This window comes from Brucepastera parasyntrophica (genome assembly GCF_022376835.1).
GTDB classification, from domain to species: Bacteria; Spirochaetota; Spirochaetia; order Treponematales; family Treponemataceae; genus Brucepastera; species Brucepastera parasyntrophica.
Genome location: NZ_CP084606.1, coordinates 1,459,618 through 1,473,366 on the forward strand (window position 1 = coordinate 1,459,618; position 13,749 = coordinate 1,473,366).

The 13,749-nt window shown below is 46.6% G+C and carries 15 protein-coding genes and 1 pseudogene; 9 read left to right on the forward strand and 7 right to left on the reverse strand.

Annotation, left to right across the window (positions count from 1 at the left end; translation table 11 throughout):
* Positions 1-39: 39 nt before the first annotated feature.
* Positions 40-237: a hypothetical protein gene (locus K7I13_RS06860; RefSeq protein WP_255948966.1), complete on the reverse strand. Its 198-nt coding sequence runs from the start codon at positions 235-237 to the stop codon at positions 40-42.
* A 43-nt stretch (positions 238-280) separates the two neighbouring features.
* Between K7I13_RS06860 and K7I13_RS06865 the strand changes: the two genes are divergently transcribed.
* The 5 genes from K7I13_RS06865 to K7I13_RS06885 all read left to right on the forward strand — a co-directional run bounded on the left by K7I13_RS06865 (position 281) and on the right by K7I13_RS06885 (position 4,543).
* Positions 281-1,690 carry a TolC family protein gene (locus K7I13_RS06865; RefSeq protein ID WP_255948967.1) on the forward strand — a complete coding sequence of 470 codons (1,410 nt, stop codon included), beginning with the start codon at positions 281-283 and terminating at the stop codon, positions 1,688-1,690.
* A gap of 112 nt (positions 1,691-1,802) precedes the next feature.
* On the forward strand, positions 1,803-2,390 hold the full coding sequence (locus K7I13_RS06870) for an efflux RND transporter periplasmic adaptor subunit (RefSeq protein ID WP_255948968.1): 588 nt from the start codon (positions 1,803-1,805) through the stop codon (positions 2,388-2,390).
* Between the two features lie 80 nt (positions 2,391-2,470).
* Positions 2,471-2,665 (forward strand): hypothetical protein, encoded by a 195-nt coding sequence (locus tag K7I13_RS06875; RefSeq protein WP_255948969.1) that lies wholly within the window; start codon positions 2,471-2,473, stop codon positions 2,663-2,665.
* A gap of 5 nt (positions 2,666-2,670) precedes the next feature.
* Positions 2,671-3,363 carry an ABC transporter ATP-binding protein gene (locus K7I13_RS06880; RefSeq protein ID WP_255949250.1) on the forward strand — a complete coding sequence of 231 codons (693 nt, stop codon included), beginning with the start codon at positions 2,671-2,673 and terminating at the stop codon, positions 3,361-3,363.
* Positions 3,356-4,543 carry an ABC transporter permease gene (locus tag K7I13_RS06885; protein WP_255948971.1) on the forward strand — a complete coding sequence of 396 codons (1,188 nt, stop codon included), beginning with the start codon at positions 3,356-3,358 and terminating at the stop codon, positions 4,541-4,543. Before K7I13_RS06880 ends, K7I13_RS06885 begins: the two co-directional genes overlap by 8 nt.
* A 6-nt stretch (positions 4,544-4,549) precedes the next feature.
* Here the strand turns inward: K7I13_RS06885 and K7I13_RS06890 are convergent, their stop codons facing one another.
* Positions 4,550-5,338, reverse strand: a complete 789-nt coding sequence (locus K7I13_RS06890; protein ID WP_255948973.1) for an RluA family pseudouridine synthase — start codon at positions 5,336-5,338, stop codon at positions 4,550-4,552.
* 149 nt (positions 5,339-5,487) lie between these two features.
* Here K7I13_RS06890 and pth point away from each other — a divergent pair, with 149 nt between their 5' ends.
* The 3 genes from pth to mazG all read left to right on the forward strand — a co-directional run bounded on the left by pth (position 5,488) and on the right by mazG (position 7,557).
* The gene (pth, locus tag K7I13_RS06895; protein ID WP_255948975.1) at positions 5,488-6,072 is read left to right on the forward strand and encodes an aminoacyl-tRNA hydrolase; all 585 of its coding nucleotides are present in this window, start codon (positions 5,488-5,490) and stop codon (positions 6,070-6,072) included.
* Positions 6,073-6,221: 149 nt separating this feature from the next.
* Positions 6,222-6,557 carry a helix-turn-helix domain-containing protein gene (locus K7I13_RS06900; protein ID WP_255948977.1) on the forward strand — a complete coding sequence of 112 codons (336 nt, stop codon included), beginning with the start codon at positions 6,222-6,224 and terminating at the stop codon, positions 6,555-6,557.
* Positions 6,558-6,732: 175 nt separating this feature from the next.
* A complete protein-coding gene (gene mazG / locus K7I13_RS06905) occupies positions 6,733-7,557 on the forward strand; it encodes a nucleoside triphosphate pyrophosphohydrolase (RefSeq protein WP_255948979.1) in 825 nt (274 codons plus the stop codon).
* Here mazG and K7I13_RS06910 read toward each other — a convergent pair.
* A complete protein-coding gene (locus K7I13_RS06910) occupies positions 7,554-8,222 on the reverse strand; it encodes a YfcE family phosphodiesterase (protein WP_255948981.1) in 669 nt (222 codons plus the stop codon). The two genes, mazG and K7I13_RS06910, sit on opposite strands and share 4 nt — an antisense overlap.
* Positions 8,219-9,028 (reverse strand): DUF3798 domain-containing protein, encoded by an 810-nt coding sequence (locus K7I13_RS06915; protein ID WP_255948983.1) that lies wholly within the window; start codon positions 9,026-9,028, stop codon positions 8,219-8,221. Before K7I13_RS06915 ends, K7I13_RS06910 begins: the two co-directional genes overlap by 4 nt.
* A 167-nt stretch (positions 9,029-9,195) precedes the next feature.
* Here K7I13_RS06915 and K7I13_RS06920 point away from each other — a divergent pair.
* Positions 9,196-10,856, forward strand: a pseudogene (locus tag K7I13_RS06920) (Na/Pi cotransporter family protein).
* A 27-nt stretch (positions 10,857-10,883) separates the two neighbouring features.
* Here the strand turns inward: K7I13_RS06920 and K7I13_RS06925 are convergent.
* The 3 genes from K7I13_RS06925 to K7I13_RS06935 all read right to left on the reverse strand — a co-directional run bounded on the left by K7I13_RS06925 (position 10,884) and on the right by K7I13_RS06935 (position 13,647).
* Positions 10,884-11,510, reverse strand: a complete 627-nt coding sequence (locus tag K7I13_RS06925) for an Rrf2 family transcriptional regulator (RefSeq protein ID WP_255948985.1) — start codon at positions 11,508-11,510, stop codon at positions 10,884-10,886.
* Positions 11,511-11,635: 125 nt separating this feature from the next.
* Positions 11,636-12,178, reverse strand: a complete 543-nt coding sequence (locus K7I13_RS06930; RefSeq protein WP_255948987.1) for an NAD(P)H-binding protein — start codon at positions 12,176-12,178, stop codon at positions 11,636-11,638.
* Between the two features lie 473 nt (positions 12,179-12,651).
* Positions 12,652-13,647: an aminopeptidase gene (locus tag K7I13_RS06935; protein WP_255948989.1), complete on the reverse strand. Its 996-nt coding sequence runs from the start codon at positions 13,645-13,647 to the stop codon at positions 12,652-12,654.
* Positions 13,648-13,749: the final 102 nt, after the last annotated feature.

Sequence of the window (13,749 nt, forward strand, 5' to 3'; positions counted from 1 at the left end):
AACTGTCAAGCGAGAATGTTCAAAACCAGCGGATTTTTTTCAATATGAAATTCCAATCTTCAATATCGTAAGCAATGCGCAGGCATTTTTCAGGGAGCATACATGGACAGTCCCCTGATTTTCCATTACACTGGTTTCTAATATAAACCGGCGGTTATGCCATGTACAATTATTCTCAGGAGTACGGAGCGCAAGGGTTGATTCGAGGCGAGGGTTAAAACCCGAGACCAATTCCACGGGAGAGAAAAACTCTCCGCTGCTCTGCGGCGGAGAGTTTTATATGAAGCTGAAAAAATTTTTTATCTGCCTGTTTTCATTTTTCATTTCCGCTGTTGCGGTATCTCAGTCATTATCCGATTTTGCGGTACTGCTGGAAGGCTATGCGTCAAATGATACTACGCGACAGAGCCTTGAGCTGGACAAGCGGAGCGCCTTTCTTTCCATGCAGCGGTACAATATTGAAGCCGGAACCGCCTTTACCATTTCGACAGGCCAGACAGTTATAGAATTTCCCGACAGCGGCGCACAGATTTCCGCAAGGCCCGGCATTACAGTCGGACTGCCTCAGCTCCGGAATACTTCAATAAGCGCTGAAGTGCCTCTGGAGTATAACGGAAATGATCCGCCAAGGGCAGGCGTGAATGTAACGGCAAGGACCGATATTTTTTCCGGAAACGCAAAATCCCGGCAGACCGGACTTGAAGAAAAAGAGCGGCAGTATATTGTTGCAGCAAGGCAGCTTGAATCACACAAACTGCAGCTGCAGAAGGAATTCTGGGAAGATGTCCGGGAAATATACGGTTACAGGAATGATATTTATAAAGCGCAGGAAGCTATTGTTCTTGCGCGGCAGGATATGGAAACAAGGGAAGCTGCGGGATATACGGCTTCCAGCACCGTGTGGAGGACTACCGAACTCAAGCTCCGCAGCCGACAGCGTGAGCTTACCGAGGCGGAACGGACATATGCCCGGTCACTGGAGGAATTTGCCCGCAGCTGCGGCATCCCCGTTGTGGTTCTCCCCGAGGTAATTCCCGGCCAGGAACTGGCTGATATTTCAGCCTTTCCCCAGGCCGGATTTTCCGAGCTTGAGTCCGCTGAGTGGAATCATTATATAAATACGATGAGCAGAAGCGCTTCGGGACGGAGTTTTTCCCTGAACGGTCTTGCGGGTTATTCTCTGGACCGCATTACACAGACCTCGAGCGTATCGGGCGGTGTCGGAATAAGTCTGCCAGGCGTCACTCTTTCCTCGGCGCTTTCGTTTCCGCTTGACTCTTCACAGAACCCCGCCCTCTCGATTTCCCTGGAATGGAAGCCGAACGGAATAAGGACGCACAGAATCGATAATGAAATACGGGAAATATCAGGCAAAAAGGAATTGCTGAACATACATATTGCAAAAAAGAACTATTACGATACGGTACTCGAATATGACAGAAAAAAAGAAGATCTCGAATGGCAGCAGGAAGTATATACGGAAGAATTTGAAGTATACAAAACTCACGCCGGTGAACAGGAACAATGGTACAGGGCGGGCATAATCAGCGAAACAGATTATCTCCAGTCCCAGACGGAATACAAACTTGCCGAATATCGTTTACAGGCCCTGTACATTGACTGTATCCTCTATAATCTTGATGTCGCGCTTCTGTTTATTCCCGAACTTTCCCCGGAGGATTTGCTATGAAAACCAAAAAGAAAAAAAACTCAAACCTCTGATAATAACACTTGTTATTATACTGATAGCCGGAGGCATTATTTTTTTTATCGGGAGAAAGAACGCCGCGCCCCGGGAAGAAATGCGTTACACAGTACGAAGAGAGACGTTTAAGAATATCATAGAAATATCGGGAAACATTGAAGCCGCCCAGCAGCAGAACCTTCAGGCGGCGGGAGACGGAACGGTCGAACAGGTCTTTGTTAAAGAGGGTGACCGGGTAAAAACGGGGACCGTTCTGGTTGTGCTGGATGATACCCAGCAGCAGTATAATCTTGCCAGTCATGACTACCAGATGAACCAGGACAGGATAACCGGGGCCCTGGGAAAGCTTGAACTCATGGAAAAGCAGCGCGAAGTTTTGCTGAAAAACATCGAAGACAGAAAAATAATCGCCCGGTTTGACGGTGTTATAGGCCAGCTTAAAATAGCTGACGGCGATTATGCAAAAGCCCAGGATTCTTTCGGATATCTGATTGACCGGAGTCATATGAAAGCCACTGTTGAAATTGTGGAAACCGATTCATCACGCCTCAAAGCCGGGCAAAAGGTTTTTCTTTCATTCCCCGCTTACCCGAATCTCAATGTTGAAGGAACGGTGGTTTCATATCCGGCAGTGGGCCGCATCACAACCCGGGGGCGACAGTTCTGGATACGGAAATACGCATAGAAAACCCGCCTGATGAAATCCTTCCGGGCTACTCCTTTACAGGGGAAATACAGGTTGGGGAAGAAGAAACCGTTCTGCTGGTGGAAATCGCCGCTATCGGTTACGAAAACGGAAAACCCTTTGCGGAAAAATTCGTGGGCGATACAATAGAACGGGTGGAGGTTGAATTCAAACCCTACGCAAGGGGCTTTGCCAGGGTCATTTCCGTCCTTGAAGAAGGCGATGTCCTCAAAGCCCAGCAGGACAATAATCCGAATGTTACGGTACGTTTCTGATGAATATGCCTGAGACCGGTCCGCTTCTTTCGCTTCGCGATATATATAAAATATATACAATGGGAGAATCGGAAGTTTTTGCGCTTAACGGTATTTCCCTGACTATCGAAAAAGGCGAATTTGTATCAATAATGGGACCTTCCGGATCCGGAAAGTCAACCTGCATGCATATAATAGGCTGCCTTGATCATCCAACCTCGGGAGATATTTTTATAAGCGGAAAAAATACTTCACAGATGAACGCGAAGGAACTCGCCGTACTCCGCAATAAAACGGTTGGGTTTGTATTCCAGCAGTACAATCTTATCAGTAATATGACTGTTCTTGAAAATGTTATGCTGCCCCTCCGGTATCAGGGCCTGTCCATTTCGGAACGGAAAGCCAGAGCCGTGGAAGTGCTGGAGAGGATAGGGCTTTCAGACAGATTAAAGCATACGCCGGGTGAATTATCTGGAGGGCAAAAACAGCGGACAGCCATTGCCCGGGCTACAGTAACCAACCCGGAACTGATACTTGCGGATGAACCGACAGGTGCGCTTGACAGCGAAACAGGAAATTCCGTTATTGATCTTTTTCACGATATAAATAAAAACGGTACCACTATACTAATTGTTACCCACGATCAGGATATAGGTAATACCGCCCCCCGCCGGATACATTTGCGCGACGGGAAAATTACGGAGGACAGCTGTGTTTGAAGATTTTCTGAACGCCGTCAGGAATTTCAAAACAAGCAAAACAAGGACTATCCTTTCTCTGCTGGGTATTATTATCGGAGTCGCTTCCGTAATTATGGTTACAAGTATTGGCCAAAGCGCGACGGAAGATGTAAAGTCTTCATTCGGTTCATCGGGCCTCGATCTGGTGAGTGTCTCAACAGGATGGGCGAGAAGAAACGAGCGGATCGATTTTAATGAAGCCTTCCGCGAAGAATTATACGCGGAAATCCCCGGTATAAAAAATATTTACTATACAAATTCGTTCAGCGGGACACTGAGAAACGGCGGACTCGATGTTAATATGCAGCTGAAAGCCCTGGAACCCGGATATTTCGGGGCGACATCCCTGAATATTGACTACGGCAGAAGTTTTACCCTTTCGGAAGATGTAACGGGAGCCCAGAAAGTAATTCTGGGCGCGGAAATAATCCGGTTCCTTTTCCCTGAAGGCGAACCAATAGGAAAAACGGTTATACTGCAGGCAGACGGCTACCGCCTCGGCTTTGAGGTTATCGGAGTCCTTGAATATTCCGACGCGATCGGGTTCGAGGATCCCAATTATTCAGCCTATGTGACACGGGGTTTTTACCGGAGAAAAATACTGCCCAACGCGACGGCTTCAGAAATAATGATTCAAGTATTCTCCCAGGAGCAGGCGCCCCGGGTCCATCAGGCGATTGAAATGCTCGCGGCTACAAAAACCAATAATCCCCAGGCCCTTCATGTATTCTCCATGCAATCAATTCTTGAGCAGTATGACAGAATCACCCTGTCAATGAATCTGCTGCTTTCCGGAATTGCCGCCATTTCCCTGCTTGTCGGCGGTATCGGAATAATGAATATCATGATTGTCTCCGTTACCGAGCGGAAAAAAGAAATCGGAATCCGAAAGGCACTCGGCGCCAGTCCGGCGGCTATCCGCAATCAATTTCTTGTGGAGTCGGCAACTCTGACCCTTTTCGGGGGCTTTATCGGCATACTGATAGGACTTTTTCTGAGTTATCTTGTGGTATCGTTTTTTAACTGGAAATTCAGCATACAGTGGATGAATTGTATAATTGCGTTTCTGTTTTCGGCTCTGGTCGGAATATTTTTCGGTATGCAGCCTGCCATACGCGCAGCAAAACTTGATCCGGTGGAGGCGCTCGCGGGAGAATAGCGGCTATTATTTCCCGCGGTCTTTCTTTTTCCGAGGCCCCGGATTTCCGGTTTTCCGGGAGGTCAAGGGTTTTTCGGAAGTGTTTCTTTTTTCGTGACCGGACATCCTCTCCTGCCTGGCATGAAATGACGGGGGCTCAGGCTCTTCAAAGCGCATTACTTCTCCGGAAAAGGGATGGACAAATGCCAGTGTCCGGGCATGAAGAAAAAGGCGGTCCGAATCCGCGTTCCTCTGCCCGTATACCGGGTCGCCGGCAAGAGGATGACCGAGATGCGACAAATGAATCCTGATCTGGTTTTTCCGGCCGGTTTCAAGGCGGCATTCAACCAGATCGGAAAACCGGTCTCTTTCAAGAACCGTAAAATGGGTTACAGCTTTTTCCGCGTGTTTGAATTGTTCCGTTTGTTCCGGACCGGGGACAAACCCCACGCCATAACGGTTATAGGTAATAGGAGCATTGATAGTCCCTGATTCGGGAAGCGGTTTTGAGCCGGGAGAACTAAGGCACACACAGCGGTACATCCGCTCGGTAACAATTTTATTCCAGCCGTCCATAATAATTTTCTTTGCCTGAGGCGTGCAGGCAAACATCATTACTCCCGAGGTCTCACGGTCAAGACGGTGGACAGAACAAATCCGTATATTCCGTTTATTGCGGAATAATGTCTTGAGCATATCCTGCATATTCCTTTGGCCCGCGCCCGGATGGCCGGTGGAAAGAATACCCGCCGGCTTATTTACAACAATAATATATTCATCCTGGAACAGAATCCTGATCCCATTATTTTTTCCCATCAGAATTATAGTCCTTTAATGTAAGTTTCTGATGCAAAGACTTGGTTAATTCTTTACATCAGAAACACGTAGAATCGGAAATAGTCAAATAATTTAAATTATTTGACTATATTGTACACTATTTCAGGATTTTCAGATAGAATGGCTTCATGATATCCCTTGTTGTGTTTCTCGGAAATTACGGGAAAAAATTCGCAGGCAACCGGCATAATGCGGGATGGCTTTTTGCGGATTCGCTTGATATGTTTGTCGGAACCGTATGGCAGAAAAAATTCAAGGGCGAATACTGTACTCTTGCAATAAGGGGAGAAACGGAAGAGAACAGACAGGTGTTTTTTTTAAAACCTGAAACATATATGAATCTGTCAGGCACAAGCATACGGGAACTCGCGGTCTTTTATAAAATAAAACCGGAAGAAATGCTGGTCGTCCATGATGAACTGGAACTTCCTCCGGGAACAGTCAGCCTCAAATGGTCCGGCGGGCTGGGCGGACATAACGGACTGCGTTCGGCGAAAGAGGAACTCGGGACTGCGGACTTCTGGCGGTTGCGTATCGGAATCGGACGGCCGGGTAATCCTGATGTTGCGGGATATGTCCTTTCCGACTTTTCAGATGACGAGCGGATACTTTTAAGCCAGATATTCCCTCCTCTCGGCGAACTCATGGAAAACATCCTGGCCCGTGGCCCGGAATCATTTCTGAAAGAATGGTCAAAAAAGAAACTGGTTTAGTTTTCCGTAAAAGTACCGGCAAAACCGACTGGCGGTCAGTTATCAAACACATGGAAAACGAAAAGTTCACAGAAAATCTTCTATTAGTTCAATAAATTACTTTCCTTAAGATGTTTGCATTATTATTAAGCCAACAGTTTAATAATTGCATGGATAAAGAAAAGTTATTGAATGTCTCGGAAATTTTTGGTGACAACCTTCGGAGGCTCAGACACAAACAAAAGCTTTCACAGCTTGAACTTTCGGCACGATCGGGTCTTTCTCACACATTTATAAATAATATTGAAAATGGGAAAAAATGGATTTCTCCCAAAACCCTTGAAGCTCTCTGCAGGGAATTGCACGCCTATCCTTTCGAGTTTTTCCTGGATCCGGAACTCCTTGATTCAAATTCAAAATATATTCTGATTGCCCAGCAATCAAATCTGATTTTTGAACTTGAAGAAGTTCTTGCAAAATACCGTATAGGAAATCAGGGCGAATAAAATCCCTCACAGGTAAATCTCCGGCGGACGTGATATCCGCATAGCAATTATTCTATATTCATGGCATACTCAAAAACACCCGCAAAACCAAACCTACTGCCGGGTGCATCGCCGAGTCTATTTCAAAATCCGCCATTTTGAAATAGACTCCGCTTTAAATCACGGAGTTATTTCTATGGAACCCACAAAAGTTCAGGAGGCCTTTGAAAGGCTGTATCAGATTATAATAAAGCTGAGAGGCCCGGGCGGCTGCCCCTGGGATATAGAGCAAACCCCGCTCACCTTAAGGGAAACGCTGATCGAAGAATGTTATGAGACTGTTGAAGCAATAACAGACGGTGATACCAGTCATATCTGCGAAGAACTGGGAGACGTTTTTCTGAATGTTATAATGCTTTCATATATTTATGAGCAGCAGAATGACTTTACACTTGAAACCGTACTGGACAAAGTCTCCGATAAACTCATCCGCAGGCACCCCCATGTCTTCGGCCAGACCGAAGGATTTGCAGGCCCGGACAGCAGGGACCGTACCGATACGGCTGACAAGGTAATTTCGCAGTGGGACCATATCAAACAGAAACTCGAGGGCCGCACCGGGGACTCGGTTCTGGATGGCGTATCCGCGGGACTCCCGTCTCTTGAGCGGGCAAAAAAACTTCAGAAAAAAGCTTCAAAATGCGGTTTTGACTGGGACAGCGCGGACTCGGTTTGGCCAAAGCTTGATGAAGAAACCGCCGAATTCAGGGAAGCCATAGCCGCCGGGGACGCGGACAAAATGGAAGACGAATTCGGCGACATGCTGTTCGTTATGGTAAATATCGCACGCCATCTCAATATTGATCCGGGGACGGCACTCACCAGATCGAACCTCAAATTTACCCGCCGGTTTAAACATGTGGAAAAAGAAATGAAAGCGGCAGGTTTGCCTATGAATAAAGAAACCCAGGAAAAAATGGAGCTGTTCTGGCAGGAAGCGAAGGCGCAGGAAAAACGCTAAAACCTTCCGGGCATTGTTACCAGTTTAACCTCGGGAGTGATGGAAGCGGCGTCCAGTTCAAGAAGGGCAAAAGAACAGTCGCTGTCGCTCCGGGGCCGGGAAGGACTGCCCGGATTCAATAGCAGAATGTGTGAAGCCTGTTCAATAAAGGGAACATGGGTGTGTCCGAAAACAGCAATATCGCTGTCCATGGCACGGGCCGCGTCTATCAGCATTTCAAGCCCGAAATCAACCGAATGTCTGTGACCATGGACCAGAAAAATGCCGTATCCGCAGGCGGACAGCTTTTGTCTGGCCGGAACTGTCAGGGTGAATCCGGCGGCTTCTTCAGGAAGAGGGAGATTTCTTCCGACAGGTATGCGTACACGGTACTGGTCGGCGTCTCCGTTTCCTGCGACAAAGGCAACGACGGGAGGCAGGGCTTCATAAAGTTTTTCCGAAATCTGCGCGTTTTCAATATACTGGACAATATCCCATATTCCATCGCCCGCAAAAAGGAGGGCGTCTGATTCGGAGCCGTATTTGCGTACTATATATTCGAAGGCTTCGTAGTCGCCGTGCGTATCGGACACAATCAGAATCACGGCTGTATCGGCGCCGGCAAGTCTTTCAATAGCTTCTTCCGAACCGAGTAATCCGGACTCCTGCTGGACAAGTTCATTCACAAAGCAGCCCCGTTTGCCGCTGTTTCAGCGGAAGATTTAGCCGGTAGCTGCAGTATGAGACGGTCCCGTGAGCGGAGGCCGGTAGCGGAATCAACAGCCGAAGGGAAGGTCCACCCCGCGCAGGCATTTTTCTTTTTTGAAAGCTGCTTTGCCTGAGTCATGGCGGCGGCCAGTCTGAGCTGGGGCGTAAGAGAGGGATCATTTTCCTCAGCCGTGAGGGCCGCTGCAAGCAGCAGAACACCCAGATCGGTATCGGAAAGGGAAGGTGTTTCACTCTCATCCGCAAGCAGATCTGCCGGAACGGGAAAATCAATCATCAGATCGGAAACAGCCTCTACCTGAAATGTATCATCCTCGGAAAAAAGACTGATAATATGTATATCAGGATGCAGGCTGCGGATTTTTTTCAGTTCCCGCAGCGTATTTTCCGGCGCTCCCGCCGTAAGCAGAATACTGGCCTGGGAAGCGTCAACAGTATCGGAAAGGACCCACAGCCGGACATTCCCTTCCCGCATAAATGATTCGGGATAAAAAAGGGGAATAAGCATCCCGCCGGTGCCGGCAAGACCGTATTCGGCAAGCAGTTCATCAAGAATTGCGGGACGCGCGGCATAACCGGCTCCCAGCATAACGATAACCTGATGGTCCGCCGGCTGGCGTCTCGGTTTTATGATTCTCTGAGCGGCCTCGGTTCCCGGCTCGGTTTCATTCCTGTTTTCCCTGCTTTCCGTACAGCACAGGAAAACCGGAATACACACAAGCAGAAATATTTTGCGAATGAACATCATTATTTTGTTCTGTTTCATTATATCTATACACCTTTAATTTAAGTTTCTGATATAAAAAATCAGTCAATTCTTTATATCAGAAACACTTAGAACCGGTAATAGTCAAATAATTTAAATTATTTAACTATATAATACCTGTTTATTCCTCCATTGAAAAGGGCCGGACAATTTGATATATTCAGAAAATGCAAATTGTCAGTACTGTTTTCCAGATAATTGGAAGCCTCGGCCTTTTATTGTTCGGAATGAAAATGATGAGCGACGGAATTCAGAAAAGCGCGGGTGAAAGCCTGCACAAAATTCTGAATTTTATGACAGGAAACCGTTTTCTGGCGGTATTGACCGGGCTGGTTATCACCGCGATAGTCCAGTCCTCGGGCGCTACCACTGTCATGGTAGTATCATTTGTCAACGCGGGCTTACTGACACTGACCCAGGCAATCGGTGTTATTTTCGGGGCAAACATAGGAACAACCGTAACGGCCTGGATAGTAGCGCTGTTCGGCTTTAATTTCAAATTAACGGCCCTCGCGGTACCCATTTTCGGAATGGGTTTTTTCTTAACTTTCTTTAAAAGACTGAACAAAGACGGGCTTGGCGAAGCGCTGATGGGTTTCGGCCTTCTTTTTATAGGGCTCGGATTCCTGACAGAGACTATTCCCTCCGTTTCCTACGACCAGGTCAGATTTATTACCTTTTTTGCGGACAAGGGTGTCCTCGGCCTCTTTGTCGGTGTTTTTGCCGGAATGATTATTACCATGCTTTTGCATTCCTCAAGCGCCGCGACGGCAATTCTGCTGACCATGGCCCATAACGGAATACTTTCATGGGAATTTTCGGCGGCCGTTGTTCTCGGAAGCAATATAGGATCAACCATAGACGCTGTTCTGGCAGCTATCGGAACAAAGGTAAACGCCCGCCGGGCGGCCGCCGTGCATGTATTGTTTAACGTTACCGGAACTGTTCTCGCAATGATATTCTTTAAACAGTTCCTGGCATTGATCGAGTTCATTGTTCCGGGCGAGTTGTCCCCGGCAACCATTACAACCCGGATCGCGACCCTGCATACGGTATTCAACTGTATCAATACCCTTATCTTCCTGCCCTTTATTAAACAGATCGCGAAGCTTGTCGAATTCCTTATCAAACCGGGCGCCCATGAGCCGCCGCCGGTTTACAAACTGCCCTTCCCCAGCACCGGGGCCATAGAAAACGCGGAATCCTATGTTTTCTACGCTGAAAAAGAAATTGTCGCCATGTCCGATATGGTGCGGGGAATGTTCGTGACGCTCAAGGAGCTTCTCGAATACAGTGAAAACGGGAATTTTGAAGGACAAATACAGGACCTTGCAAATGGTGAAACCTATGCCGACCAAATGCAGGAAGAACTTTCCGCTTATCTTGTAAAAACCCTGCAGCTGCCGCTGTCAGCAAAAACATCCGCGCATATAAGCCGGATGCTCAGAATCGTTGATGATCTTGAAAGCATGACGGACGATATCTATACCATTGCCATGCTGATACGCCGGAGCAGGGAAAAGAAAATGACCTTCAAAAAGAAGATATTGAGCGTCTTAAACCCTATGTTGAAATAGTTGATAAGTTTCTTCTGTTTGTACACAACAACCTGAACAAACCTCTGTCAAAGGAAGACCTGGAGATCGCAAACAGCATGGAAACACAGATAGACGGGTTCAGGAAAAATCTGAAAAAAATAGCAAGGAAACGTCTTGAAAAGGGAGCCAATGTAAAGGCCGAGCTTCTGTATATTGATATTGTCCGGAACATTGAGCATATAGGAGACCACGCTTTCAGCATTTCCGCCGCGCTCGCGGAAGAAAAGTAAAAAGCGTTTTCCGCATCATTATCCAATTTATTGCGGAACCCTGTAAACGGCAAACACCTCTTTTATCAAGCCTGGTCTGATTGAATTCTGCTTCTCATTCAGATTTTTATCCTCGTCCGGTTCTGTACCATGAATTTCTTCCGCTGATTTTGAGGTATAACCAGTTAATGAATCACCTTTATCAAAGCCATTTTCTTTGTACCAGGCTACAATGGACGGGAAATCAATCTTTTGTTCGTTGTACGCTTCAATTTCATACCGGAGTTCTTCAATCGTTGTTTTTGACAGGGAATCCTTTAGCGCTGTGACGGCGTTCTGCAAATGAATAAGCAGTAATTCACGAATAGAGCTGCCTACCGGACATATTTCCGATAGCGTATCAGAAAATTTAAATATTTCACCGGCAGCATCTGTTTCCACCGCCTGATAAACTTCCCATAACGTAATTTTATTGGCTGGCTTTGCCAGTTCGGTAACGCCGGTCCCCCGCTGAACGGACAGAATACCGGCTTGTTTCAGCTTTCCATATATGTTTCTGATAATGACAGGATTATTGCCCACGCTTTCCGCGACCATTTCACTGGTAACACGAATATCCGGTAAATACGCAATCATGATAAGCGCATGGACTGCATTTGTAAATTGTGTACTCACTCTCACAGGAAGTTACCTCGCATACATTGTAATAACTTATATTACAAAAAGCAATGCTGCCGGCAGGGGATAGCCCGCCAATTTTTTTGAGCTATCCCCATTTACCTGCTGTGGATATAGGATTATTATGCTAACCAGTCTCTGGTCAGCCGGTCAATTAAAAGGCGGGCAACTACTTCAACATGAACAGGCGGAAGTTCATCAAGAGCGCCGGATTGAATCGTTTTCAAAAGGTCATCGTTTCTGTCCGCGCCATATGCGATTGTCAGGTCATAGTTTGCAACACGAACCTTGCCTTCCCGGAGAAACTCCAGTTCATTTCCCTTCATTTCAGCAAAGTCTTCAAGCCCTGGAACAGCTGCATTAAAATTGATATTACCAATGGCTTTCGCTCCGTGTTTCTCTGCAAAATCGCGAATGGTTTTCAGCGCGTCCATACTTCCCACAGTAAAGTTTACGATGTAATCAACTTTTCCCGGCAAAGCCTTTTCGAAGGCAGCGTCGTCGTTGACATCAGCTTGAATGTGATGGACACGGCTGTCCTTGATTTCCTGCCGCACGCTCCGGCTGGTTACATAAAGCTGCGCATCCGTATCTCTTTTCAGCCATTGTCTTGTGACTTCGCGGCCAATATAACCATTGCCTCCAACTAATACGATTGTTGTCATTTCAGTATCCTCCGTAAAATAACGTTTGTAATAATTATAATTACAAACCTAATATAAATCATCTTCTTTGTAATGTCAATTATTACAAAGAAGATTCGCCAGGGACAGTTTTCGATGACATGGCAAGCGGCAAACTGTAACAGGATGAAAAACAACCTGATTCCCGGCGAGGGTTGTTGCCGGAGCAGGGCCTCAAAACTGCGGTTTTTTTCGGGGCTTTACTGTTTTTTTTCTCAATCCGGTTGTCGGAATAATTGACGGAGAAAACAACGGGCTGTGTTCTGTGAAATCCGCCAAATGGGACGATTTCAGGGGTGTGATAACAGAAAAGGATTGTCCGGCATATCCGCGCACAGGGGTTCTGACGGTCAGGTATTAAAAACTTTCCTCTTCCGTCGGAAAATAATTTCTTACACATAGTATTGTGTAAGAAATTATTTTTTTACACAATACTATGTGTAAAAAGAGCTGCTTCAGTTTTTTCTGCCGTATACTTCGGGAAGGTCAGCGATAAACACAAATATATTCCTGTAAGGAATATATAATTCTTCCCAGTCGCCGTAGAACGTATAGGGGTTTTTCCATGCCGCGAGTTCTGCGGCACTCATTGTCCGTTTCGGAAAATCCGAATATGCGCTTGTGATAAACCGTTCAGGATACAGGAAGGTATAATTATCAATCCAGACCTTTATCAGGTAGTTTTTCTGCCGGCTGAACTCCTCTTCCCCAAGATTAAGGGAATAGAGGGTTTTGATACGGTTCTGGTATTCCTGAAAAAGGATCGCGAAAGTGCGGTCATCGTGCATTTTTGACATATACGCCGATATTACGGAAGATGAGGGGTTTACCGAATGTCTGAGAAAGGCAAGGGTCGCCTGTTCAGTCGCAAAAATCAGAAGTCCGTCATCGGTATAATTTTTCAGTGTCCGTGAAAAATAGGCGTCGAGGATTTCGCGGATTGTCCATTCGGCAAGTTCCTCATATTTAAGGGTACGCAGCGCGGGAAAAACCGGCGAAGGTCTTTCCGATATCATATAAATGGATTTATGGGGAATAATCACCGTTTCTTTTCCCTGCGCCGCAGCTTCTTCAGCGGCCGTGACAGCGGTTTGTTCACTGTAAAAATACTGGCGGGAAAGAACCTCCAGCGAGGCCGCTTTTACCGAGACCAGTTCCCAGCACAGGGCGGGACAGGTCAGGGGCGCATAATACATTATTTCATTTTTTTTCAGGTCGAGGCGGTCGGACAAAAACTGCTGGGCGTGATTTACAATTTCCAGCATCTGTTTTGTAGGGCTGTCAAGATTTTCCCTGAGGCTCATTTCGGAAACCGGTATGGCCGCGGAAAACATGTGCCGTTCCGCCTCATTTACAGAATTATTACCGCATCCGGCGGTAATAAATTGTACAACAGCAAAACTGAGCAGAAGCAAAAACTTTCTGTTTTTTGAGAATACTATGTCACTCATACAATTTATCTGTATTCCTTTTTATAAAACGTCACTTTTCGGTATTTCTATATATGATATTATTCCGGCCATTATTAATACGGGGTATCTTCTGAAAACGAA

What these genes read in the sequence shown, in the direction of transcription:
- K7I13_RS06890 (WP_255948973.1), bottom strand. Translation starts at nt 5,338, where the DNA reads ATGGGAAAAAATAATGGGATCAGGATTCTGTTCCAGGATGAATATATT.
- pth (WP_255948975.1), top strand. Translation starts at nt 5,488, where the DNA reads ATGATATCCCTTGTTGTGTTTCTCGGAAATTACGGGAAAAAATTCGCA.
- K7I13_RS06865 (WP_255948967.1), top strand. Translation starts at nt 281, where the DNA reads ATGAAGCTGAAAAAATTTTTTATCTGCCTGTTTTCATTTTTCATTTCC.
- K7I13_RS06880 (WP_255949250.1), top strand. Translation starts at nt 2,671, where the DNA reads ATGCCTGAGACCGGTCCGCTTCTTTCGCTTCGCGATATATATAAAATA.
- K7I13_RS06935 (WP_255948989.1), bottom strand. Translation starts at nt 13,647, where the DNA reads ATGAGTGACATAGTATTCTCAAAAAACAGAAAGTTTTTGCTTCTGCTC.
- K7I13_RS06870 (WP_255948968.1), top strand. Translation starts at nt 1,803, where the DNA reads ATGCGTTACACAGTACGAAGAGAGACGTTTAAGAATATCATAGAAATA.
- K7I13_RS06930 (WP_255948987.1), bottom strand. Translation starts at nt 12,178, where the DNA reads ATGACAACAATCGTATTAGTTGGAGGCAATGGTTATATTGGCCGCGAA.
- mazG (WP_255948979.1), top strand. Translation starts at nt 6,733, where the DNA reads ATGGAACCCACAAAAGTTCAGGAGGCCTTTGAAAGGCTGTATCAGATT.
- K7I13_RS06915 (WP_255948983.1), bottom strand. Translation starts at nt 9,028, where the DNA reads ATGAAACAGAACAAAATAATGATGTTCATTCGCAAAATATTTCTGCTT.
- K7I13_RS06900 (WP_255948977.1), top strand. Translation starts at nt 6,222, where the DNA reads ATGGATAAAGAAAAGTTATTGAATGTCTCGGAAATTTTTGGTGACAAC.